19 protein-coding genes and 2 pseudogenes are annotated in these 25806 nt (G+C 38.6%); 10 read left to right on the top strand and 11 right to left on the bottom strand.

Features of this window, described 5'->3' with window-relative positions; translation table 11 throughout:
- The first annotated feature begins 397 nt into the window (after window positions 1-397).
- Window positions 398-2086, top strand: coding sequence for a group II intron reverse transcriptase/maturase (ltrA, locus tag J7E57_RS01430; protein ID WP_215129893.1), 1689 nt, complete (start codon window positions 398-400; stop codon window positions 2084-2086).
- Window positions 2070-2501, top strand: a complete 432-nt coding sequence (locus J7E57_RS01425) for a hypothetical protein (RefSeq protein ID WP_251029754.1) — start codon at window positions 2070-2072, stop codon at window positions 2499-2501. Before ltrA ends, J7E57_RS01425 begins: the two co-directional genes overlap by 17 nt.
- A gap of 508 nt (window positions 2502-3009) precedes the next feature.
- Here J7E57_RS01425 and J7E57_RS01420 read toward each other — a convergent pair.
- Window positions 3010-4713, bottom strand: coding sequence for a helix-turn-helix domain-containing protein (locus J7E57_RS01420; protein ID WP_215129891.1), 1704 nt, complete (start codon window positions 4711-4713; stop codon window positions 3010-3012).
- Between the two features lie 254 nt (window positions 4714-4967).
- Here J7E57_RS01420 and J7E57_RS01415 point away from each other — a divergent pair, with 254 nt between their 5' ends.
- From J7E57_RS01415 to J7E57_RS01405, 3 genes are all read left to right on the top strand, one after another.
- Window positions 4968-5213, top strand: a complete 246-nt coding sequence (locus J7E57_RS01415; protein ID WP_215129889.1) for a hypothetical protein — start codon at window positions 4968-4970, stop codon at window positions 5211-5213.
- A gap of 74 nt (window positions 5214-5287) precedes the next feature.
- Window positions 5288-5734 (top strand): MauE/DoxX family redox-associated membrane protein, encoded by a 447-nt coding sequence (locus tag J7E57_RS01410; protein WP_215129887.1) that lies wholly within the window; start codon window positions 5288-5290, stop codon window positions 5732-5734.
- 134 nt (window positions 5735-5868) lie between these two features.
- Entirely contained in the window at window positions 5869-6153 is a 285-nt protein-coding gene (locus J7E57_RS01405; RefSeq protein WP_215129885.1) for a hypothetical protein, read from the top strand.
- A gap of 55 nt (window positions 6154-6208) precedes the next feature.
- On the opposite strand, the gene J7E57_RS01400 is transcribed toward J7E57_RS01405, so the two are convergent.
- The 6 genes from J7E57_RS01400 to J7E57_RS01375 form a co-directional block, all read right to left on the bottom strand.
- On the bottom strand, window positions 6209-7501 hold the full coding sequence (locus J7E57_RS01400) for a TlpA family protein disulfide reductase (RefSeq protein WP_215129883.1): 1293 nt from the start codon (window positions 7499-7501) through the stop codon (window positions 6209-6211).
- Between the two features lie 12 nt (window positions 7502-7513).
- Window positions 7514-8893 (bottom strand): RagB/SusD family nutrient uptake outer membrane protein, encoded by a 1380-nt coding sequence (locus J7E57_RS01395; RefSeq protein WP_215129881.1) that lies wholly within the window; start codon window positions 8891-8893, stop codon window positions 7514-7516.
- A gap of 2 nt (window positions 8894-8895) precedes the next feature.
- On the bottom strand, window positions 8896-12144 hold the full coding sequence (locus tag J7E57_RS01390; RefSeq protein WP_215129879.1) for a SusC/RagA family TonB-linked outer membrane protein: 3249 nt from the start codon (window positions 12142-12144) through the stop codon (window positions 8896-8898).
- Window positions 12145-12483: 339 nt separating this feature from the next.
- Window positions 12484-13665, bottom strand: coding sequence for a FecR family protein (locus J7E57_RS01385; RefSeq protein ID WP_215129876.1), 1182 nt, complete (start codon window positions 13663-13665; stop codon window positions 12484-12486).
- Window positions 13666-13819: 154 nt separating this feature from the next.
- Window positions 13820-14410, bottom strand: a complete 591-nt coding sequence (locus J7E57_RS01380) for an RNA polymerase sigma factor (RefSeq protein WP_215129874.1) — start codon at window positions 14408-14410, stop codon at window positions 13820-13822.
- Window positions 14411-14737: 327 nt separating this feature from the next.
- The gene (locus tag J7E57_RS01375; RefSeq protein ID WP_215129872.1) at window positions 14738-15478 is read right to left on the bottom strand and encodes a hypothetical protein; all 741 of its coding nucleotides are present in this window, start codon (window positions 15476-15478) and stop codon (window positions 14738-14740) included.
- A 157-nt stretch (window positions 15479-15635) separates the two neighbouring features.
- On the opposite strand from J7E57_RS01375, the gene J7E57_RS01370 reads away from it, so the two are divergent.
- Complete coding sequence (locus J7E57_RS01370) at window positions 15636-15884, top strand: hypothetical protein (RefSeq protein ID WP_215129870.1); 249 nt, start codon at window positions 15636-15638, stop codon at window positions 15882-15884.
- Window positions 15885-15956: 72 nt separating this feature from the next.
- Here the strand turns inward: J7E57_RS01370 and J7E57_RS27410 are convergent, their stop codons facing one another.
- The 4 genes and pseudogenes from J7E57_RS27410 to dinB form a co-directional block, all read right to left on the bottom strand.
- Entirely contained in the window at window positions 15957-16838 is an 882-nt protein-coding gene (locus J7E57_RS27410) for a hypothetical protein (protein WP_410522675.1), read from the bottom strand.
- A gap of 276 nt (window positions 16839-17114) precedes the next feature.
- Window positions 17115-18526 (bottom strand): annotated as a pseudogene (locus tag J7E57_RS27405) (DNA polymerase III subunit alpha); the annotation flags it as partial.
- A gap of 249 nt (window positions 18527-18775) precedes the next feature.
- Window positions 18776-19009: pseudogene (locus tag J7E57_RS27400) on the bottom strand (PHP domain-containing protein); the annotation flags it as partial.
- A gap of 20 nt (window positions 19010-19029) precedes the next feature.
- Window positions 19030-20175: a DNA polymerase IV gene (gene dinB / locus J7E57_RS01355; protein ID WP_215129863.1), complete on the bottom strand. Its 1146-nt coding sequence runs from the start codon at window positions 20173-20175 to the stop codon at window positions 19030-19032.
- Between the two features lie 77 nt (window positions 20176-20252).
- On the opposite strand from dinB, the gene J7E57_RS01350 reads away from it, so the two are divergent.
- The 4 genes from J7E57_RS01350 to J7E57_RS01335 all read left to right on the top strand — a co-directional run bounded on the left by J7E57_RS01350 (window position 20253) and on the right by J7E57_RS01335 (window position 25798).
- Window positions 20253-21017, top strand: coding sequence for an XRE family transcriptional regulator (locus J7E57_RS01350; RefSeq protein WP_215164902.1), 765 nt, complete (start codon window positions 20253-20255; stop codon window positions 21015-21017).
- 84 nt (window positions 21018-21101) lie between these two features.
- A complete protein-coding gene (locus J7E57_RS01345; RefSeq protein ID WP_215129859.1) occupies window positions 21102-21623 on the top strand; it encodes a sigma-70 family RNA polymerase sigma factor in 522 nt (173 codons plus the stop codon).
- Between the two features lie 97 nt (window positions 21624-21720).
- The gene (locus J7E57_RS01340; protein WP_215129857.1) at window positions 21721-22551 is read left to right on the top strand and encodes a FecR family protein; all 831 of its coding nucleotides are present in this window, start codon (window positions 21721-21723) and stop codon (window positions 22549-22551) included.
- A 145-nt stretch (window positions 22552-22696) separates the two neighbouring features.
- On the top strand, window positions 22697-25798 hold the full coding sequence (locus tag J7E57_RS01335; RefSeq protein WP_215129855.1) for a SusC/RagA family TonB-linked outer membrane protein: 3102 nt from the start codon (window positions 22697-22699) through the stop codon (window positions 25796-25798).
- Window positions 25799-25806 lie beyond the last annotated feature (8 nt).

The following is a 25806-nucleotide window of genomic DNA, read 5'->3' as shown; positions in this document are numbered from 1 at the left end:
ATCGGTGGATGGAAATTACGATGTATTGGGTCATAGAAATGTTTTGTTCCGAAGAAGCATTTAAAGATATGGGAGATGCCATACTTTCATATTAGGACACCAAGACCCCGGGGTATAGGAGGCACCCACACCCAGTCGTATCTTATGAATGCGGAACGTGGAATCCCGATGAAGTCCCAAACAATTGGGTAGGCAAACCGTAAGGAATGCTGAAATCTTCAGCGGGGACAGGAAATCTCAAGAAGCGAATGCCGTCAGCCGAAAGGCAAAGGGAATACATAACCTGACGGATAGGGCTGTCAAAAGACAGAAATACCCGACCTGAAAGGGTGCAGACGTGAGATTGGTGAATCTCTTGAAGAACAATGTAATAGTTTTTTAATCAAAGGAAAGTTAGATGCAAGACAACTTAGCAAACGGAACAATGAGCCATACGGACTGGAATTCCATTGACTGGAATCAAGCAAATCGTGTGGTAAGAAACCTGAGGCAGCGTATCTTCAAGGCAACTCAGGCTGGCGACTATATTAAAGTTCGCCAGTTACAAAAACTTATGTTACGAAATTACTCCAATACGCTTGTTAGCGTAAGAAGAGTAACACAGGTGAATGCAGGTAAATATACTCACGGGGTGGATAAGGTGATTGTGAAGACGCCAGAAGCAAGGAGCATCCTTGTGGATGAAATCCAACAATTCCAACCTTGGAAAACCCAACCCGCCCGAAGGGTGTATATACCGAAATCGAACGGCAAACAAAGACCTCTTGGAATCCCTACCGTTCTTGACCGTGTGCATCAGGCAAGGGTTAAGAATGCATTGGAACCCGAATGGGAAGCAAAGTTTGAAGGTATAAGCTACGGTTTCAGACCGGGACGAGGATGTCATGATGCAATAATGGCAATCTACGGCTTCTCACGTCCCAACAAGAAAAAGAAATGGGTAGTCGATGCCGATATCAAAGGAGCATTTGACAATATTGACCACGAATTTCTATTGAATGCTATCGGAAATTTTCCTGCACGTCAACTCATAAAGAAATGGTTGAAATCAGGCTACGTTGATAAAAACGTATTCCATGATACGGAAGCAGGCACTCCACAAGGGGGAATAATCAGTCCCTTGTTAGCAAACATAGCACTTCATGGTATGGAAGATGCTTTGAAAATCAAACGGGCAAACAGTTCGGGTGTCGTTGTAGGAACGAGAGGAGTTGTAAGATATGCCGATGACTTTGTGGTCTTTTGCGAGACCAAAGAAGATGCAGAGAAATCAATCTGTGAATTACATACATGGTTAGCAGAACGTGGTTTGGCATTGTCGGAAGAAAAGACCAAAATCGTCCATCTTTCAGAAGGATTTGACTTTCTCGGTTTTAATGTCCGATTATACAACAGACCATCAACCCCAACTGGCTATAAGCTCTTAATCAAACCGAGTAAAAAGTCTGTACAGTCATTCAAAGACCGTTTAAAAACGGAATGGATGTCATTAAGAGGTGCGAATGCAACCGCTGTAATCCACAGGCTTAACCCTATTGTACGGGGATGGGCAAACTATTACAGGATTGGTAACTCCGTTGATGCGTTTAAACACCTTGATATGTTTATGTTTCTAAGAGCCGTCAGGTGGGCAAAAAGACAGCACCCAGGCAGGTCATGGAAATACATCACACAGAAATATTGGAGACAATGGAACAAACAAAGAAAAGATAATTGGGTCTTCGGTGATGAAGAAACAAAATTTCATCTTTGTAAGTTCACATGGGTCAACATAAAACGTCATGTGATGGTCAAGGGAAAAGCTTCCATGGATGACCCTTCTCTGAATGGTTATTGGCTAAAAAGAGAGGCTAAAAAGGCTTCTTCATTAGCAAAGCATCTACGGATTATTGCCGCTTCACAGGGATATATATGCCCTGTATGCAAACAATCCATTTCTAATGGTGAGGAAATCCATGACCATCATCTCATTATGGATAGGAATAATCCTGACCGTAATTTATGGAAGAACCGTAGAATCCTGCATCTTTATTGTCATCAGCAAGTGCATTCATCTAAAAATAGGAACAATGAGTTATTATACTGAGTTGCTTTATGATTTGCTTGAGCCGTATGCGGTGAAAGTCGCACGTACGGTTCTGAGGGGGGAAGGGATTAGTAATAATCCTGACCTACCCGACAACGCAAAGTTTACAGGACAGGTTATCCTGCAAACAATTGGAGAAATTAAGCAACCCAATTCCAATAAATATGAAACAGTTGCCAAACTGCCTTTTGTTACCGAGGAATTTGGAGAACTCTTAAAACAATCTGAATCAGAAGACGACACGCCAAGCTGTTCTTTAGCTGAAGCATTGCAAAAACAGGATTTGTTCATCAATTCTGCATTGGCTCAAATGGGTTGTTCTCTTTTATGGAACTTGTTCCGCAATGGAATGACCGAAAACAGAGGATTTTTTCTTAATCTAAAGGATTTTCGATCTCAACCTATAAAAGTATAAATACGCAATGCCCGAAAATATCGGGCGGCGCAAAGACAACCACTCACACGGTTCGTGGACGTCTTTGCGCGGAAAATCGGTGCAACAACATTCGGTCATCATCTCACTCCGCCCTGAAAATAACCGAATGCCGTTGCGGTTTTTTTCGGGATATTACTTATATCCCAATTAATGTTTGATAATGAAATATTTTTAAAGAACCATGAAATAACAATCTTAAATTACCTTCAGGGAGAAATGCAACAAATTATGTATATTTTATCATAGATAAAATTCTGTCCGCCTGGTTGAAATCTATCTATAGACAATATCGTTCGTTTGCGATCTTTATAAGGTTACCATTAAAAATTGTATTAATCTTGGGTCTTTTAAATTCTTAAAAAAGATTTTAAATATAAAGGAACAATTATCTGTTATTAGCCGGCAGCTTACGCTAATTTGGAATGGAATAACCTAGTGTAAACCGAAGCGTATTATTTAAAAACGCATTTTATTAAGCCTGTATATCTTAACTGTCCTCTATATCTTCCCTTCGCTTTTTTATGAAATCTTTTGGTCTCATGCCATTGAACTCCTGAAATAAATCTGAAAAATTACTTCTGGAAGCAATTCCACACTCTCTTGCCAATGTTTCGATTTTATAAGAAAGTAATTTTTCTTCCTGATAAAGTTTCTTTGTAATAAAGGCTATACGTAACGCGCTCAGATACCTTTTAAAATTATCGCCTTTATACTCGTTAATTACCTGCGATAAATACGTATGATTTGTATCAAATTTGGCAGCTAATTCAGTTAAATTAATTCCGCTTTCCAAAAATCCCATATTGTTTTCAAAATCCTCTAATTTAAGGAGAAGATCATCTACTATTTTTTGTTCGATATCCGATTTTTTGGAAGATTCAGCTGGTGCAGGAATAAGATATCCGTTGAGAATTTTTTGTTCCACAACCCTATATTTCTCCCGCAACCGCTTCTCAGCCCTATATCTGAAAAAGAAAGTGATAATAAGCACCATAGCGATAATCCCCAAAGCCCGAATGACCCACGCACTTTTGGCGGAATTTTGCTCCAGTCTCAATTTTTCCTCCCGCAAGTCCCGTATATCATATTCACGGTGAATTTTAGACGACAGGTAGGCAAAATCTTGTGCAATAATACTGTCAGCTTTTATCAGTTGAGTAGTATAGTACAGCGCTTTTTGTGGACTCTTTTCCTTTTTATATTCAGCAATCAATTCCTCATAATTATTCCTGAGTTCTGGAAGTATAAAATTGTGTTTCTGAAATACAGAATCTACTTTCTGAAAATATATTTTTGTATTATGCAGATCCCTAAGTGCCTTATATGATTTTCCTATATAGGAATAACATACTGTCGCCCAAGCAAAATCGTCAACATTGGCAATTGAGATCAGTGAGACATTTAAAGATTTTATGGCATTTCGATAATCTTTTTCCCTAAACTGGCTAATCCCCCTTTCCTTCAGGAAATAACCGTATTCCTGTTTATAGTCATCATTTCCGGTGGTAAGTGAAACTCCAATATTTACCAAAGAATCTGCTGATTTAGAATAACCAAGATAACGATAACAAACAGCCATTTGATGCAGACTATTATAATAGCCTTTTACATTTCCATAAATTAGGTTGCGATTTATATTCTTTTTGGATTCTGTTTCAAAAAAAATTTTCGTTTGCTTAAATAAATCTAGGGCTTCATCATAATGGCCAATGTAGCTTTTAACTACGCCAATTAAATAAGCCAGCCTGTTTTTATGGTACTGATCATTAGTTTTTTTTGAATACTCATAAGCTAACATATATTCACCCAATGCCAGTTTATATTTTTTAAAATTAAAATAATAAACGATTCCCTTGTGCAGGTAAGCTCTACTCCTTATACTATCGTTCTTTGTTAAATTTGATGCCCAGATTGCGCTGTCGGCATATTTTAGTTTATCGCTTGAATGAGGTGAATATTGAATTCCATCCAGATATCCCTCAACTAACCTGGGATATTTCTTTTCTCTTTTAGCCTTGGCGATATACTTTCCTATTAAGGGCAGCGCACTCGAATCATTATTTGCCCGGTCTTCATATTCCCTTTTTATCAAATAAAAATCACTATACACCTTCTTTTGTGCAAAAAGAGGTTCGCTAAGAAGTATTAGTATAATAAAAACATAAAAATTAGGACGAATAAGTATCGACATGGTAATGTTTCTATATCAAAATTATGAAATTTAAGCCAATTACCACCCACACTTAAGTCAATCTCAAAACAATAGGAAACGAATATCAACAAACTGAATATCAATAATTTAAAGTTGTACCAAAGGATACATTAGTACGTACTAATGTATCTTGTAGGGCAACCATTACTTTTCTCGCCTTGAAATATCATATACCTTCGATTCCAGAATTCTACTAACCAATCCGGCCGGATAATTTTTCAAAACTAACTACCATGAAAAAGATTATCCTATCAATTTTAACTATAGCAGGAATTATTTCTCTACACTCCTGTAGGGAACTGGATGAAGACCCAGTTGCGGATTTACAAATCCAGAGCAGGCAATCATCAATGAAGGAAACAAATAAAGATTCTGATAGCACTAATACAATTGTGCTAACACAACAATCAAATATTGATGGCACAATAGATACTGATCCTCCGCCTAAAGATGGTGGTCAGTGGAGAAACAGGGATTAACAATAATCCGCAGGATAGTATTGCAGAAGGCTTAAAAACTAATCAACAAAAATGTCTATTGAAAACTATTAACCATGAAAGCAAAAACCATCATTTTAGAAATTATTGTTGCGCTGTTAGTGCTATTATGGATCTATACTGCAATAAGTAAGTGGGGAAACCATCAGGCATTTTACAGGCAGCTGAGCTGGAACCCAACGACAAGTGGCTATCAGGATATATTATTTTATTTTCTACCCGGAATTGAGCTATTGGCTGCATTGCTACTACTCATAAAACCTTTGCGGAGTTCTGGGTTATGGATATCAGCGGGGTTAATGACAGTATTTACATCGTATGTCTTCTATGTAATTTTTATCGATCCTACAAAAGCCACTTGTACCTGTGGAGGTGTATTATCAGCAATGACCTGGAAACAGCACCTCACTTTTAATATAGCGTATCTATTAATAAGCTGTATCGGAGTATACCTACACAAAAAAGGTTCTCAAAGTGATCAAACAAATTTACTGATGAATTAAAACGAAATAATGCAATATCGAAAAGAACATATAATCCTTATTAAACCACCGATAATAAAATTTTGGGATTATCAAATTGGGGGTAGCCGAAAAACCATTAACAGAGTAGGCAAAACTAAATACAACCAAATATTATGAAAAAGCTAACGAGTATGTTGGGTTTGCTAGCAGTTGCAGCAGGTCTAACGGCAGCAGTTGCTATGGCTCCTGCGCCAGAGAAATCAACAGTGAAAGCATCTGCAACTGATTTGCAATGGTTCGACATGGATGGAAACTACATCGGGCCTGATACATTGGAAGACAAACGTGAAGAATGTGGAACACCGACAATTGATTGTGCAGTTTACTACCAATCGCTTGATCCAACGGGTGCACCAGAGGGAGATCCAACAGTAATCCAAGGCGATCACGAGCTTTAAAAAGGAGACCACCGAGAAAACTCGGTGGTCTTTTTCCTTATTTTAATAGATTAGTTTAAGCATCCTCTAGGATAATTACCTTTCTCTTTCTCGTGGTTTTTTCGATTTTCAGGTCAAATTTCTCCAATTCTTTATTCATAAAACTGAGATCATCTGTATTCCACTTTACCTGAAAATTTATAATTTTTTCATCTCCCATTTCAAATAGGACAAGATCTTTCCCATATTGATTGATGGCTCTTTCTACTGCCGAGACTGTCTTTTTATTAACTACTAAAACAACATCTTTTTTCATACTCGGATTCTTAATCTGTGCCTCGCCCTCAGAGACAATTGCCTGGCGGAATTTCGTCCCTCCTCCTTTCATACATATAACATAGCATGGAATATCCATTATTATTTCATGGCTCTTCACCCCGAAAGCACGATCAAGGTCAGCAATCATATACTTACTAAATCCTTTTGTTGTAGTCCCCTTATATATGAGGTCATAACAGAAAAGCCTCGTAGTATCAAAGGTCCCTTCTAACCAACTTTTCACCGGATTGTGGTCACGCCTTATTACACGCGTAGGGTCATGCCGCGTCTGATATGAATTATTGGTATATGCAAAATCGTAGAGATAAACCAGAGAAAGATTATTAGCGGTAATCCTTACGCGCCCTGTTGCTTTATCAACATTTGATCTTGACATTCCTGCAAGCTCACTACGCCAGGAACTAAAATAGGAGTAATAGAGTAGTTTATTCTTATTTTCTTCATAACGTATCGTTAGATCCGGATTGTGCGCATATCTAACCGATGCATCCAGCTCATCTTTTTTTTCAGCTAATGTAAGTGATTTGTTCTCTATTAATTTTTTTACGTTTTCACGTGATGTGTTTTTTCCGTCAGTAATAGCCACTATAGTCCCATTTTTATCGATCCATATCTGATGGGGGAAACTTACTGCAGGGAAAATTTTACGAACGAGTTTATCGTTAACTGATTGGGTTAACTTTATTCCGGTAACATTTAGATTTGTTCTCCAGAATCTCTCTATTTCCTCTTTTGATTGCCATGTGACGGGTAAGATCTTCAAATCATTGGCATACTCGCTTTGCAAACTATCAAGATGTCTCATATTACTGACACATGGAATACATTCTTTAAACCATACATCTATAATAATTGCTTTCCCGTTAAAATCACTCAGCTTACCATTAGTGCTCGTATGATTTAACATTGTAGCAAAATAGATGTCAGGAACTTTATCACCTACATTTAACGGCTTTATGGATTGTGCTATCGACAAGGTAAATGATAAGATTAGAGTTATAAATAATCCCGATTTAAATATTGATTTCATAAAATTTACGTATTAATTATAGCCTGGATTTTGAGTTAAATTTGGTGCTGCTAATATTTCAGAATTTGGAATTGGAAACAGTCCTGCAGATGGCGTCCAAGTACTTTTCATTGAGCCGAGGACCTGGTCAAGCTTACCTGTACGCCTGAGATCGTACCACCGTAGACCCCATTCTACAAAAAGCTCAAAGCGTCGCTCCACCATAATCGCATCAAGTAATGCTTGCCCGTTAAGAATAGATAGGCTGCTCAAACCGGCGCGGTTTCTAATCTTATTCAAATCATCAATTGCGGTTATATCTCCCAAATGCGCTTTCGCTTCGGCACGATTCAAAAATACTTCAGCAAGACGTATCATCATTTGTGCTTCCACTTTCGTAGTTCCAAGTGCACCGACTTTGTATTTGTAGGGATATTGGTACGTTATGCCTGACACCGTTTTTGTGGCTATCCAACTTGTCTTTCGTTTGTCGACTCCGGAGAATGCATTGTACAAAGCTGCTTGCAAAGGATAATTGGGGCGTACTGTAGCGGCAGTCAAAGGAACCATCTGCTGCCCCTCAAAGGTATTCTCAGATGCGCCACCAGAAGCAGTTTGCCAAATCGCTTCGTTACTTCCAATAAGAAATACCTTATTGAGATCGGGTTCCAGAAAATAAGTACCTCCCTGACTAATTACTTCATTACTTGAGGAAAGAACTTCATCCCAGTTCCCCAAATACGTATAAATACGTGATAGCATTGCCAAAACCGTATAGTAATTCACCCTATACCTACCGTTGGTTGGGTATGCCTTATTGACAAGTGACTTAGCCTTTTTTAAATCGGATATAATCTTATTTTTAACTTCAGCAATTTGGGTACGTCCCATCAGTGCTACGCCTGCGTAATCCTCCCCCGTCAAAACCAAGGGTACATCACCAAAAAGGCTCGTTAAATGCCAATAACAGTAAGCTCTCATAAAATACGCTTCACCCAAAAGCTGATTCCGCAAGGCTGGCGCGATTGCGGAATCCTGTAAACCGCTGATACAACTATTTGCCTGGTATATTACTTGATACAGGTTCCGCCAGAAGTTGTTGTAGATAAAACTATTAGCAATACCAAGCTTGCTTTCAGTAAACTCAACTGCATTTGCGTTGGTGGAGGTAGTGTATAATTCGTCTGCATACAATCCCAAATACACAGTCGATCCTCCTGCACTAACATATAGACTTGAGTTACACATAGTGGTATATAAACCATTGATGGCCGAAATTGCTGTTTCCTCTGTTTGAAATACTGAACTACTGGCGATCTGGGTTGATGGCGGACCTACAGTGATAAATTTTTTACATGCACCTAAATGCAAAAACAGTAGTGCAACCGTAAAATATAAGATTCTCTTTTTCATGATTAATAAGAAATTTGTAAACCAACAGTATATGCTTGCAATGCAGGCAACACCGTAAGGTTTTGGGTTTCCGGATCGTATCCCTTGGTAGCGTTAAAGGTCATTAAGTTTTGTCCTTGCACATAAACCTTCCCGGTCTTTGCACCGATTTTAGACAAGACTTTATTTTTAAACAAATAACTTAGCGACACATTACGCAATCGGATAAACGACTGGTCGCTGTAGGCAAAACTGCTGTTTAGGGTATTGCTTGCCTGTGTTCCGGCGCTAGCTGATGTAATTTTAGGCAAGTCAGTTACATCTCCGACTTGCTTCCATCTGCTGGCCAACAAGTCCGGCAAATTACGTTTTGAGCCAGCTGGTATGGAAATACCATACAAATAATAATAATGGTTACGTCCGATTTGTCTTTTAAAATCGATAAACCATTGTAATTCGAATCCTGAAAAACTTAGCGTATTCTGCCAACCACCATAAAATTTCGGATCAGTACTCCCATTCAGCTGATAGTCGTTAACATTAATAGCGTTATTCCCATCTATGTCCTGAAACTGAAGTAGCCCCGTTTGAGCATTTACACCTGTAGCAGTGTATTTATAAATACTGTTTAGTGAATGTCCAACAATGTATTGTGATTTATAAGAGCTGGCTTCAATACCTGGAAATGATGTCAAGGTATTTTTGGGGATTGTTATATTAAAATTGCTTTCCCACCGAAAATCCTCTCCTTTTATTGGGGTAGCACTTACGCTCAATTCCCAGCCTTTGTTTTCAACCGTTGCAGGGAAATTAGCGATAACGTTAGCAAATCCTGTTATATAAGGTAGCTTGTAGTTTATTAACTGGTTGTCACTACGGTTTTTGAAATAATCTACCGAAAATAAGACCCTGTCTCTCAAAAACCCTAATTCCAACCCGACCTCGATTTTTTTGTTTCGTTCCCAAGCATAATTTCCATTATAAAGATTATTTGGAATTAGCGCGGAAGCACCTACATACGCATTAGTGGCTGCTTTCCATGTTTCTACAAACTGATAGTCGCCTATCTGGTCATTTCCGGTGACCCCGTAACTGGCTCGTAGTTTACCAAAACTTAAAGCAGAAACATTCTGCATCCATTTTTCTGTGGAAAAAACCCAAGCTGCGCCAACAGCACCAAAATTCGCAAACTGTTTTCCTGGACCAAAACGACTGCTGCCATCTCTACGGCCTGTAATATTCAATAGATATCTATTCGCAATGTTATAGTTAATCCGACTAAATAATGCCTGATAGCGGTATAGTGAAGAGAAACTACTGGCATCAATAGTAGTAGCAGCATCAAAGCTTTCCAATAACACCTCACTACCATAACCCGTTCCTATTATCGTCAGAGCAGAATTACTTCTGGAAAGAAAGGTTGTTCCCACCAAGGCCGTCAATTTTCCCACCCAAATTTGTGATGTGTATTCTAGCTGGGGTTCTATATTCCAACTGCTAAGTTGATTCTTTCCGAATGTTGCTTCGTGGCCCTGTGTGGGATTAGTTGGGCTCTTAGCATCTGCTGGTGATAACTTTTGCTCATTGGTAAACTGTTGATTGTAGCCTGCCAGTATTTTTGCCGATAATCCATTCCATATTTTGTACGATGCATTAAGGCTGCCTGCAAGGTTATTTGTATTTATATTATATTTTTCCCTTAGGAATGAATATGGATTTTCAATACTTGCGCCATTAAATGTCCATTGTAGCTTCCCGGTTCCATCAAAGAAAGCGGGAGTATTCGGACTCAGAAACGTATAAAATGTCAAATCCGAGGTCGCGGACCGATTCTGTACCGAAGTGTAGCTTCCGGAGAAGTTTACGGTAAACCTATTATCTACCGATTTATGTGTGATATTAGCAAGCATACTTCCCCGCTGGTTAGGTAAATCAGAAGGAAAGATGCTTGTTTCTTTATAGTATGTTCCGCTTAACAGAAATTGCGTTGCTGCACTTCCTCCAGAAAGAGAAAGATTAGCGTTTGTTGTATATCCAGTTCCACCCAAAAACTCTTTTTGGTAATCCGTATATCTACCTTGATCGTAAATCGTCAGATCAGGAGCATTAATTAGGGTCGGTATGGTATTGGAATTTGCAAACGCCTCATTCCGCATAGCAGTGTACTGCTCAGTATTAAGTAGTGGCAGCAGTTTTCCTACTTGGGTAACCCCCGTATTAAAGTTAGCGCTAATCTGTGTTCTGCCCGCCTGCCCTTTTTTGGATGTTATCAATATAACCCCATTAGCTCCCCTTGAACCGTAAATAGCAGTAGCATCTGCATCTTTCAAAATCTCAATACTTTCAATATCATTAGGGTTGATGGCATTGAATGGGCTAACGCCACTACCTTGGTTGACATTGCTGATGGCTGAACCTATCAACTGTATGTTCTCGTTTCCAGCAGCAAATGGTATCCCGTCAATTAGAATTAATGGCTGCGAACCTTGCGAAATGGAATTTCTTCCCCGTATCTGCATAGAAAAAGACGAACCAGGAACTCCTGATTGTTGAGTTACCACAAGCCCAGGAACGCGCCCAATTAAAGCTGCAAGGGGGTTTGAAACGGGTTGCCGTTCGATATCCTTTGCGGAAACCGAAACAACTGAACCTGTGTTGAGACGTTTTGTCGTTGTACCATACGCTATGACTTGGACATCGTCTAATTTAGAATCACTTCTGCTTAGAGTAATACTGTTCGCATTTTTTAAATTAACTTCCCACGCATTGTAACCAACGTAGCTAACGATCAGAACTGCATTATCAGCAATGTCTAAAAAGGTATATTTTCCGTCGCTGTTTGTCATTGTGGTTTTGTTAGTTCCTTTTATAGTTAAACTAGCTCCCACCAAAGGCTGACCATTTTCGTCAATTACAATTCCTGTAATGGTTTGTTTGGTCTGCTTTTCTTTCGGTATTTCTGACTCAACTGGCTTTTCCTTTACAACAATGGTTTTATCTAGTATTTCATAGGTAAAAGGGAGGTCTGCAAAGATTTTATCCAATGCTGTTTTGAGTGGTGCATTAGTAATGCTCGTAGTAATGGGTGTATTTTTATCCAGCATTTTGCCACTATACCAAAACCTGTAGCCTGTTTGCTTTTCTACCTGTTTGAATATCTGATATAAGGGGGTTGCCTTCGCTTCTAAGGTTACATTTTGTGCCTTTACTCCTGCTGCTGTAGCAATAAGGCCAGCCAGCATCAATGTAAATATGATTAAATGTAACCTCATGACCGTGGAATTTAAAAATGTCGTCTGAATGGTCTTTTTAAGAAAAGACCAGAAAACTGTTGTACTATGCCGTACGGGATAGCGCCAGTTTGCTGAAAAAATCATAAGTTTGTTTTGGTTTTGCTGCATGGTCATCCCATTCTGAGAGCGTTAAGATGCCTTGCAGTTAGTTGATAAATTGGTTAGTGCCGATTGTTCACAAAGCCCACTTGAACCGGAGCATCCTCGAACGATGTCTCCGGTTTATTTTTGTGGGTTTCTTAACTAATCCTAAAAATTGAAAAAACTATCTCATAGGCATTTGCGGTTTAAAATTGACATATTGGACTTTTATTATTCCTACTGGACGATTAGGGTTGTTGTGTTATTTTCTTTTTTTAATTCGAACTGAACATTGCTCAATTTCAGGATACGCAGAACAGTAGAGAGATTTGAATCACGCTTGATACCGCCGTTAAATACTGTCCGAGTAGGAATGCCTTTGTATTTAATTTCGACGTTGTACCACCTGCTTACTTGCCTAAGTACTTCTTGAATTGTTGCATCCTTGAAATAAATTTCGCCGTTCTTCCATGCAAGCGCAGTCTCTATATCGGCTTGACGCACATTGATATTTCCATTGGCAATTAGGGACTGCTGTCCGGGTTTTAAGATGATATTATTCTTGTGAGTTCCATTGAATATAGGTGAAACTTTTACTGAACCTTCTTCAAGTGTGGTCACTGTACGCCCTTCATCGACATAGCTGTTGATATTAAAATGTGTTCCCAAAACCTCAACTTCCTGCTTTGCGGTTTCAACAATAAAAGGATGCTGTTTGTCTTTGGCTACTTCAAAATAGGCTTCACCAGTTAGCAGTTTTACTTTCCGCTTATCGCCCTCTTTTAAGTTTGTAGAATACTGCAATGTAGTTGCCGCGTTAAGCCATACTCTGGTACCGTCAGACAAAACAATCTGGTAAGTTTCTCCGTTCGTAGTTGAAAGTGTGTTTAGGTTTTTATCTAAATTATCATTTGATCCAGTGACAGTATAAACGACTTCGCCATTTTTATTTTTTGAGACACTGATCCCTCCTTCATTTGCAATGCTCCCATTGGAAACTTCATTGAGCAAAATCTTCTTACCATTGGCAAGCGTAAGCATGGCAGCACTATGCCCCGGTTTCACATCCGTGATTAATTCAACCTTTTGTTTTGGCGTATGGTAGTTCAAGAGAAGGTAGCTCCCACCAAGTAAGGCAGCGATAATAATTGCCGCATATGGAATGTATTGTTTAAGATGAAGTTTTTTTCGTGGCTGTAGCTTCTGACGAAGCTTATATTCAACGGAATCTACAATCTCATTTAATTCAGTATCATCATTTACCGCAATATCTTCTGATAAAGCGCGAGTTATAAGATCTCCCAGTTCGTTATCATTCTGCTTGCCAAAGTATTTCAATAACGCATCATACTCGTTCCTGCTAATACTTTTATTCAGGTATTTAGTAAAGAGTCCTTTGATATCGTGAGAATTTTCCAAATCTTTTTCTTTAATAGTAATACGGAGATGGAGACAAAACCAATAGCTGTATAATTAAAAAAAAAGTGAATAATTATTAACTTCCTGATTTTCAGACAAAAAAAATATTAAACAAGAATCGGAAAGAGTAAATACTGTCAACAAGAAAATGAAACTATCCTATCAGATGATTGCAGAATATTACAGCTGCAAACGGGATTGCTTTATCGTAATTATCTCTTAGGAAGCGGTTTGCCTTGGTGATGTGATCATTGACGGCTGCTTCTGAAATCTGTAAGAGTCTGCTTACCTCGGCATAACTTTTCTTTTCTAGTTTACAGAGAAGAAAGACTTTCTTGCGCTGTTCAGGAAGTTTGTCAATAGAACGAAAAAGCTCGCTGTCCGACTGTACCTGTGATATTTCATCAAATGGATTATAGAGATCAGAAATCCGATACCATAATTCTTCAGCAAGCTTTTTATCCGTGGAGATTTCCCGAAAATAATCATTGACAAGATTTGTTGCAATATGATATAGGTAAGCTTCGATAGGCTTTTCAACATGAATGCCTTTTCTGGTATTCCATAATTTAATAAAAAGTTCCTGCAAGACATCTTCAACCAGATAGCGAGATTTGAGCAATCTTAAAAGGCGTTGGGTGATTTTGTTTTTATGATTTGAGTATATTTTTTCAAAGGCAGAATAATCCCCTGCCCGCAACCTAAGTAGCAGTTCCTTTTCATCGATTATTGATAAGGATTTCATTGTTTGAAAGTGATATTAAGTTAAAGTTAATCATTTACTTTAAAATTTTCGATAATAATAATATTTATATAACACAACTGTGATATATTTAAGTCTATGATTATCCGTTAAAAATATATTTGGAAAGATAAATCTAAAATTAGCAAACATATCTTTCACGAAGCTTTGATTGCTATGTAGCATTTTAACATACGTACCGTTTAAGAATTTGAAATAAGGCTGCGCATAGCTTTATTTTAGAGTTATTCATGAATTTAACTCCCTTACCCTACTCCATGTCTTATTAGTTGATATTTATTTGAAACCACCCTAAGAACAAGATGTAATTCATTTATTACCATCCTTACCATCTGTTTCAGTCTTTTCAAGATCATAGGATTCTAAAAACAGCTTTTCTGTAGAAACAATTTCGTACCTAGCTATTGTACTAAACTGAGTTGTATCCCTATCATAGAACAAGTATTTATCATTACTATAGAGCAGTTTAGCATTTGGATATTTAGCCTTCAATTTATCCGTTAAATTAGTGATATTACCGACCTCACTGTAATCTCGTTTAGTAAGGACATTATAGAAGGTGGCGAGTACAATTGAAACTGCTATAACGTAGGTAGCCTTCTTACTAAAAGTTTGCAAAACTGTTTTATCTTTTTTAAGCAAAAGAATGACAGCTATATTGGCAATTATAAGATAGGCGATCTTTATAAGCAGTTTATAGTCTTCGCGAACAAATAACACAACTGTCAATGCAATCAGCATTAGGATGAATATTGAAAGGAAAACAAGAGTACCCCAATTTGCTTTTATATTTGTCCTAGCCTCATGATATTTCAAGTTAACAAAAACACCAAGCAAAAATATAGGTACTTTGACCAGTATAGATATACCATCAATGGGAACCTGTGTTGGAGAATAATATAAAAGAAGGGTAAATGATTTTAAACAAAGTGTAACGAACTGCTCGCACCCTCCCAACAGTGTTGGCAAGATAAGCAGTAGCGCCAGGTTTTTAGTTAGTACTGTAGTTAGGTTCCTTGTTATGGACGTGGCTGGTGTTGATCTGGGCATTTTAGAATTTTTGGCAAAAATAATATTTCAGTCAGCTAAGTTGGCAAAACTAATATATATTATTATGCCACAGATATAGCTTTCTTTCGCCACTTCCATCACAAATACTTTCCGATATGAAGTTTTTTTAATTTTTATAATTTGCTATATTGCATTTATGGATAATCAGCAACCTACATTAGAAGAGTTAGAGGTTTATCAAAAGGTAAACCAATATCTTGAAAGGAAAATAGATAAAGGAAAAGATCAAGATCGTTTCAGCATTCTTCCTAAACAAAAATGGCTAGCGATAATTATTATAGTTGCTGCAGCCATTATAGCATTTTCTTCTTATTATGGTCTTACTACCCTCATTTTTGGGGAAGAATTTTGGCTTCAATCTGTAGTTGGCGGTAATGTAAAATAGTGTTTGGATCAGGAACGAAGATAAAATTTTACGCTATTATTAGTGTAATCTGTTTGAAACAACAATTCAAGATTATTGCATTTTAATTCTAGGTAGTCCAATTTCATGTTCCTGTGGATATGGAAGTCTATGCGTCATACTTACATCTTCTCTGATCCTTTGATGGGCTTCATACTGTTTGTCGTTATCATAAGTATATCTAGGATCAGGAATCATTGGCATTTTTTCCATTTTGAGAATGGTAATCGTTGGAAAATGAAAATCTACTTCTACAGTTCCCAGGAGCAAATAGCAGCCGCCTCCCTTAAATGGATATTTTTGGAGGCAATCAGAGAAATGTGCGGTATCAAAATAATCGCCTTCGGCATCTATCCATGTTCCGAAGAACATGGTCCCTCTATTGGTAGGTACGTGTTTTCGTGAGATTAGGTAAGCAAGCATCTTAACCTGTTTCTTGTGATATTTTACAAGGTCCTTAGACATTACCGATCCACGGTATTTAGTGACCAAAAGATCGAAAGGACTGCATGATACAGGAAAATCTAACAGCTCAATTTCATCAAAGGCATCTTCAAACACTTCTCTTTTAAGTTCAGGAAACTGGTATTCTTTTATAGGCTCTTCAAACAGTGCTTGCATTCTATTTTCAGGCTTGAAATCGTTTAGCACCATCCGAGCTTCAAGCAGAAGTTCATTTTTTTGCTTGCCCGTAAAGCGGAAAGCATCAATAAAAATAAGAATCTGCATGTCAGCTACGCCAATCGGAATTCGTTTAATAAAATCCCCCAGTGATCTGAAATCGCTGTTTCGATTGCGTTCTGTTGTAATCATTAAAGCTGTTTTCGTTTCGAGGGCTTGCAAATGCATAAAACCTAGATATAAGTCGTTTCCATAAAGAATAGTTTCCCAATCGCTTTTATTTACACATGGGTTTAGTACATTCGCTCCGGACATCCTTGCTTCATGAACATACACTTCGGTGCGGTAAAATCCACCTCCGTTATTGATAGCGGCCACCATAAACTCTACAGGGTAGTAAACTTTCAGGTAAAGGCTCTGGTAACTCTCCACTGCATAGCATGCGGAATGTGCTTTGCAAAAGGAGTATCCGGCAAAGGATTCGATCTGACGGTACACCTCGCTACTGAGTTTTTCTGGATGTCCCAATCGGTGACACGATTCAAAGAAGTGATCCTTTACTTTTTGCAGTGCCGCAAGCGACCTGCCTTTGCCACTCATAGCCCTACGTAAAACGTCACCGTCGGTTGCTGGAAGTCCACCAAAATGCAAGGCAATTTTGATCACATCTTCCTGGTAAACCATGATTCCATAGGTTTCACCTAACTGCTCCTGAAAAACAGGATGAAAATATTCAAACTTATCTGGATAATTGTGCCGGAAAATGTATTCTTTCATCATTCCGCTTTGCGCTACTCCAGGTCGGATAATAGATGATGCCGCAACAAGCACTTTATAATTATCACATTTTAATCTTCGGAGCAGACCGCGCATGGCCGGACTTTCGATATAGAAACAGCCGATGGTTTTGCCCTGGCTCAGAAATCTATTGCATTGGCTTTCATCTTTTGAAAGGTGGTTATCGCGGATATCTACATCAATTCCTTTGTTCTTTTTTATCAATTTTACAGCATCATTGATAGTAGCGATACCCCTTTGGGAAAGAATGTCAAATTTTTCCAACCCGATATCCTCTGCAACATGCATGTCAAACTGAACAATGGGAAAGCCTTTTGGCGGCATCTCTAGTGCTGAGTAATTTGTTATCGGTTCTTCAGAGATCAAAATTCCACAGGCGTGCATGCTTCTCTGGTTGGGGAATTTTTCCAGCATTTTCCCGTATTTATGAACTTGCTTTACAACAGAATTCTGATCATGGTTTTCAAGGGGCTGGGTCGCAAGAGCATCCAGTTCCTCCTTAGTCAGACCGAATACTTTTCCGACCTCCCTAAAAATAGACCTGTACTTGAATTCAACATTTGTTCCACAGAAAGCAACATGGTCTTTGCCGTATTTTTTAAAAATGTATTCCAGTATGGTATCACGTTCCTGCCAGCTCCAGTCAATATCAAAGTCGGGCGGTGTTTTCCTATTGAGGTTTAAGAACCGTTCAAAATAAAGATCCAATTCTATCGGGCAGATATTGGTAATGCCAAGGCAATAACTGATAATGCTGTTGGCACCGCTTCCCCTTCCGATATGCATAAACCCCATCGAATTGCTGTATTGTAAATGTCCCAGGTGATGAGAAAATAGCCACTAAAATTAAGTTCATCGATAACCTTGAGCTCTTTTTCAACCCTCTTTCTCGCGACCTCATCATTTGTCCCATATTTTTCTACTAAGCCTTCATAGGCCAGTTTAGTAATCAGTTTTAAATCATCTTCTTGACTCCCGGTATAGTGTTTTTTATTCCTTGGAGTGGAAAACTTAAACTCAAAACTGCATTGGTCGAGAACAATCTTAGTATTCTCTATAATCTGTGGATATTGCTGATATTTATCCAGTAATTTATGATGGGGTATTAAAAGCTCATCTTCTTTGCAGCACTGGTCGACCCTGAGCTTGGAACCTAAAATATTGAGATCAATAGCACGTAAAACGCGGTGAAGGTTATACTCCATTTTTGTTTTAAAGGTAACGGGCTGCAGAATTACCATCTTAGAGATCAGGCTTTTCCATTCCGCACGGAATAAAAGATTCAGTTGTTCAGGCCTGATTCCAATATATTCGTTTTCTGAAAAGGTCTCTGGTATATTTTCAATGGGATAAACGGTAATCGCATTTTTAAAATTGTGCTTTGTTTTTGGCAGTGATATATTGTTGCAGTTGCGATTGGTCACCAATTGGTTGATTTCAGCAATACCCCGGGCATTTTTTGCCAAGGCGATATAAATTAGCTCATCAGCCTCTCTGATTTCCATTCCAACAATAGGTTTTATATTTGCTTCTAAGCATAATTTATAAAACTCGTAAATGCCCGTAACCGTGTTGATATCGGTGAGGCATAAAGTATCGATCCCCAATGCACTAGCTGACCCTACAAGGTCTTCTACAGAGATTGTCCCGTAGCGAAGGCTATGATAGGTATGGCAGTTAAGGTACATTGGTTAAAATTTTAATTTTGTTACAAATATTTAAATCCCGAGGCACGACCAACAGCATTTTTACCAAAGCGTTTTTTAATGTAATCCATCGACTGGTAAAGGCTCATCATTTCTTGTGTATCCTCGAAAATATTCATCTGATATTCTCCATGTACAAGTCCTGTGAGTTTTAGTCCGACCAGACGGATGCGCATTCTGCGTGTATAGACCTTATCGAATAGTTCTAATGCATATTTACATATGGCGTGGTCAGATGAGGTATAGCTTACACGGCACTGTTTGGTTTCGGTATCGAAATTGGAATAACGGATTTTGACGACAATTGTAGAAGTGAGCCATTTTTCATCCCTGAGCTGATTGGCAAGCTGCTCAGCCATGCCTGTTATCATAGACTTGATCGCTATAATATCAATCGAATCATTGGTAAAGGTACGCTCAGAAGAAATCGATTTCCTTTCCGAATATTGTATAACTGGTGTTTCATCAATTCCATTTGCTTTTTTCCACAGTTCCAGTCCGTTCTTTCCCATTAATTTCTGCAAGACCTCAGCAGGCATTTCAGAAAGCGTATGAATAGTCCTGATCCCAACTCGGGAAAGAAGCTTGTAGGTTTCCCCGCCGACCATGGGGATCTTCCGGACCGATAATGGGTTTAAGAAGGGCCTCACCATAATATCCTTTATTTCCATATGGCCAATGGGCTTTGCTTCACCAGTCCCTATCTTGGAAACGGTCTTGTTATTGGAAAGTGCAAAACTGAGCGGGAGCCCTGTATTCTTCATTACACTTGATGCCAGGTCCTGTGTCCACTTATAACATCCAAAGAATTTATCCATTCCTGATAAATCCAGATAAAATTCATCAATACTTGCCTTTTCCATGACTGGGACTTTTTCTTCAATGATCTCGGTCACTTCATGGGATAGCTTAGAATACAAATCCATATCCCCTTTGATTACTTTAGCTTCAGGACAGAGTTTGAGTGCCATTTTTATAGGCATGGCTGAACGCACTCCAAAACGGCGGCTTTCATAAGAACATGATGCCACCACACCGCGATCTCCCCCACCGATAATAATTGGCAAACCGTTCAACTGTGAATTATTCCTGCGTTCGCACGATACAAAAAAAGTATCCAGGTCCATGTGTACAATCGCTCTTTCCATCTTACTAAATAAATACCTTGCAAAATTGCTAATATATTTAGCAAAAAGATTTAACTTTGTTGGGAAGAATTTTGACAATGTTATATTTTGCAGGAAACATAAGGTATCTAAGGGACAAACTTGAAATCTCGCAGAGAATGCTTGCGGAAGGTCTAGAAATAGACCGTAGCCGTCTTGCAAAGTACGAAGATGGGCCTACTCAAGCGCCATACGAGCTATTGGTCAAGATATCACGCTACTTTAATGTGAGCATTGATCTTTTACTGACTGTTGACCTTAGAAAATATTCATTGGATGATATTGTCAATCTTTCGGATAACAGGATTGTGCTTCCGATAAAAGTCGGCAGAACGGGAGAAAATAAAATAGAAATAGTTCCTTACAAAGCCCAGATGGGCTATGTCAATGGTTTTAGTGATCCCGATTATATCGAAGGCCTTCAGCACATTTCTCTTCCTTTCCTTAGAAACGGAAAATACCGGGGGTTTCCGGCAGAGGGTGATTCGATGCCTCCTTTCAAAGACAGCACCTACATAATCGGACGCTACACGGAAAAAATCGTTGACATGAAAGTGGGTAAAAACTACTTGATTGTGACCCGGGGCGGCTTTGTTTATAAGCGACTAGCGCGCATCACGGAAAAATCGATATGGGTCGAATCCGACAATGCCATTTTTGAACCCTATCAAATTTCTTCCTACGAACTTCTTGAGGTTTGGGAATATGAGTACAGCCTTTTGAAGGACTATGATGTACTGGATTTTACAGATCTAAAAGTAAAAGAGTTGATCTTTTCTCTTAAAGATAATATTATCAATCTTGAAAAACATTTGATACGATAAATCCAAGATGAACACTTTAAAGAACATCAGGATCTTGTATTTAGTATTTAATATATGTATAAATTTGTCAACCTATAAACAACAGTGATATCTTTTAGATCACATATCACCACCGAAGAAAATACTTATAAAGAGTTTTTCCATCAGTACAACCAGTTAGTCTTTTCCCATATCAAAAAAAAGATCGGAAATGAAGACGATATAATGGATGTACTGCAAGATGTTTTTATACACCTTTGGGAGTACCGCCACAGCTTGTATTCTATCAATATTGAAAATATTGTTTTCAATACATGCAACCAAAAGATCGCTAATTTTTACAGGAATGAAAATAAATCTTTTGAGAATGAAAGCCTGATTGCCAATCATGCCGATACCTCTATTCAAGATTTAATCTCTGCAAAAAAGAAAGAAAAGCGTTTAAAAAAAATCGAGGAGAACATCGAACTCCTTATCCCTCCGATCCGTCAGCAGATTTTTAAAATGAACAAACTGGAAGGAATTACCCAGCAGCAGATTGCGGTTCAACTAAATATCTCAAAGCGTACGGTCAAATACCATATTGCAGAAGCGATGGCTTTTCTCAGAGATCGCAATAAGTCTTAAAAAAAGTTAAAATTTGCATTTATATAGTTAAAGTTTCTTAAAACTACTGTCCCTTTATTCCAATTCGCCATAATATATAATATAGACCTATTGTATTATGGAAGACAATGAAAATATCAAAAAGGGTTTCTCGCCTGATCAGGAAGAACGTGCATGGCAAAATATCCTGACAGGGATAAGGGCTAACGAACGAAAGAAGAAACTGAGAAGACTAAGAATATATAGTACAGTTGCAGCGACAATACTACTGGCTATTGTTGGTTTAATTGGTTACAATACCTTTTTCAAGCCAGAGGTCTACCTGGCCACATCACAAAATTCTGAAATCAAACTAGCGGACGGTTCTATTGTAATCCTTTTGAAAGGTGGTAAACTGACAGTGGAAAAATCATTTCCTTCTGACACAAGAGAGGTATTCCTCAAAGGCGATGCGATTTTCAAAGTGGCAAAATCAAAAGAACACCCTTTTATAGTTCATGCAAATGGATATGAAACAAAGGTACTTGGAACTGTATTCAAAGTTTCTCAAAGCGGCAAAACCTTTAAAGTTGATCTGTTCGAGGGAAAAGTATTGGTATACCGAAACGAACTGTCTAAAGAACCTATTGTTCTGAAACCACAACAAACATTCACCAATCTGGGTATTCCCGAAGCTGCTTCTGTAACAGCGACAAAAGAAATGAAGTCGGCATCGATAACTGATAAATCAGCATCCCTAATATTTAAGGAATGTCCTGTAAAAGATGTGTTTAAGGTCATCGAAAAAACGTATGGGATCAGCATAAATTATCCCCCTGATTTAGAAAATAAAAAGATTACAACTACTTCAACAGACGCAACAGCAGAAGTAGCAGTTCACATACAGGCCTTTTACCTTAATCTTAAATTTAAACAAACCAATGATTCAATTTTTGAACTGGAAAAATAGGTTATGGTGCCTTATGACACCAGCCATGATACCGGATAGATAAAGATGGTAAGATACAAAACGACCGACGGTTGCCCCCGTCGGCCACGTATCAAACTAATAACAAATCTTCACAGAGTTACTAATTTTAATACAATGCAAAAATATGAAAAATATTTGCACTGCTGCCCTATTGCTTTTATCGGGGGTAACGCTCTTTAGCGGGCAGCAACAGAACCTTTCTAATTTGAAGGTTAACTTTTCGGCAGAAAGAGTTTCTGCCTCAGATGCCATTGAACGTTTTATGGCAGAAAACAAAATCAAATCTTTCGCTTACTCTACTGGTGAGCTGAAAAATTTTAGGATTCAAGAAGTAAAATGCAGCAATGAACTCCTGCTCGATTGTGCTAATAAGATATTAAAGGGCTTACCCTTTAAAGCGCTGATCTTTAACAATGCAATTATTATCCGGCAGAAAACCAAGAAAGTATCGGTTGTTTCAGATACAAATGAAAATCTTCTCCTAGTTACTACCCAACCGAAAAGGAAAGATACCATTGACCTTTCTAACAGGGAAAGCAAGATCGAAGAAATTACGCTCAATGCTGGGTATTATGCTGTAAAGGATAAAGAACGTACCGGAAGTATTTCTAAAGTTACAGCAAAAGATATCGAAAACCAGCCTGTAAACAATGTGTTGTCAACCGTTCAGGGACGTATGGCAGGAGTAAGCATTACACAAAATTCAGGTATGCCGGGCGGTGGCTTTGATATTCAGATCAGGGGAAAAAACAGTCTGAGAACCACCAGTAATACAGGTATTGACGGTAGTCAGCCGCTGTATGTTGTTGACGGTGTACCTATAGGAAGTGAAATGACCTCTCCCTACTCTGGCGTAATATTGCCGGGCGCAAGCATTAATCCGCTCAACAGTATCAACCCAAACGATATCGAAAGCCTGGAGATACTAAAAGATGCCGATGCAACTGCTATTTATGGATCAAGGGGTGCCAATGGCGTTGTACTAATCACTACCAAAAATGGTAAACCGGGAAAGCTTCAATTATCTTTTAATACTACATACGGATTAAGCCATGTTGCGTCGAAGATGAAAATGATGGATACCCAGCAGTATCTCGCTATGCGTAAACAGGCATTTGCAAACGACGGTATCACTGCATATCCTGCCACTGCCTTTGATATCAATGGTACCTGGGATCAGAACCGCAGTACAGATTGGGTAAAAATACTGATCGGAAATACCGCAAGCTCATCAAATTCCCAACTATCAATAACAGGAGGCAGTGAAACCACTACATTCTTATTAGGTTTTGGTCACAGTGAACAGACCACAGCTTTTGGCAGTGGTTTTAAATACGTCAGCAATAACATTTCAAGTAATATCTCCCACCGCTCTTTAGATAGAAAGTTCCAGTTAAATGTTTCCAATATGTTCTCCATACAAAAGAACAATATTGTAAGATCCGACGTCACAAGGCAGGCTTATTGGCTAGCGCCAAACTCGCCTCCACTTTTTAGCGAAAACGGAAGTCTAAACTGGGAAAACAATACTTTTGCCAATCCCGTCGCACCATACAACAGTACTTATAATAACGAAACCAAACAGCTCCTTACCAATATCAATACAGCTTACGAATTGTTTTCAGGTTTTAGAGTTAAGCTTAATGGCGGTATTAACTATCAGACCCTCGATGAAATAGCTATACAGCCTAATACGATGTATAATCCATCATTCGCCCTTGGACAGTCGAGTGCTACTTCACGGGCATCCCGAAGCAGGCAGGACAGGTTTTCATTCATCATAGAACCACAGGCCAATTGGATTTATAAAAGCGATGGTCACGAATTTGATATTCTGATCGGTGGAACTTTTCAGCGTGACCTCAATCAACAGGGTGCTATGACCGGAATTGGCTTTGAAAGTAACCAGTTTATTGAGAATATCGGTGCTGCACAGACCAAAACGATTTCTGACCAGATAAACACAGAATATAAATACGCAGCAGTTTTTGGTAGGATAAACTATCAGTTCAAAAATAGGTATATCTTGAACGTTACGGGAAGAAGAGACGGAAGCAGCCGCTTCGGACCGAATAAAAGGTTTGCCAATTTTGGAGCCGTAGGTGCCGCGTGGCTGTTTTCAGAAGAAGCATTTCTCAAAAACAGCAAATGGCTGAGCTTTGGAAAACTCCGTGCTAGTTTCGGTTCGGCGGGAAGCGATAATATTGGAGACTACCAATACCTTGATACCTATACTGTTTCTTCTTCAATATATAATGCAGTTACGGGTTTATTACCCTCACGCCTGTACAATCCCGATTATAGTTGGGAGAAAACGGTAAAACTCGAAACGGCAGTAGAACTTGGCTTTTTTAAGAATCGATTAAATCTGACCACAGCATGGTATCTTAACAGATCCTCAAATCAGTTGGTTGGAATTCAGCTACCCTCTATAACAGGATTTCCATCGGTTCTGGCAAATCTGCCAGCAATAGTCGAGAATACAGGATTCGAATTGGAACTTAATGCACGTCCCTTTAAGTCAGATAGATTTCAATGGGATACAGGTTTTAATATCAGTTTTCCAAAAAACAAGCTGATCTCCTTCCCCGGACTGGAAGGCTCAACTTATACCAACCAGTACATGATCGGACAACCCACTTCAATTATAAAAGTTTATCAGTTCGAAGGAATCAATCCGCAAACTGGTCAGTATCAGTTTAGAGATTTTAATGGCGACGGAAAAATATCCTCTCCCGACGACAATAAAGTCGTAGAAAAAATTGGTGTGCAGTTTTTCGGTGGATGGAACAATACCCTGCGGTATAAAAACTGGGACTTATCCATCTTGTTTCAGCTTGTTAAACAGAGAAACCGGAATTATAACAATATTATGCCTGTTCCGGGAAGCATGAACAACCAGCCTTTAGCGGTTTTAGATGTTTGGTCTACAGAAAATACCTCGGGTTTCTACGCTCCATACCGCTCCGGTGTTAATGCGGCGCATAATTTATTCCAGAACAGTACAGCAGCAATTTCGGATGCCTCATTTATCCGCTTGAAGAACCTCCAGATTGGTTATAAAATCCCTATTAAAAACGGAATCTTTAAAGATGTGAAAATCTATTTTCAGGGACAGAATCTGTTCACCTTTACCAAGTACTACGGTATTGATCCCGAGTTTATCGCTATGGGTTATCTACCGCCTTTGAGAACCTATGCATTTGGCACACAGTTTAACTTTTAAAAATCTAA

Origin of the sequence: Pedobacter sp. ISL-64 (genome assembly GCF_018613605.1) — a bacterium.
Classification (GTDB): Bacteria; Bacteroidota; Bacteroidia; order Sphingobacteriales; family Sphingobacteriaceae; genus Pedobacter.
This window is presented reverse-complemented; position numbering and strand designations above follow the sequence as displayed.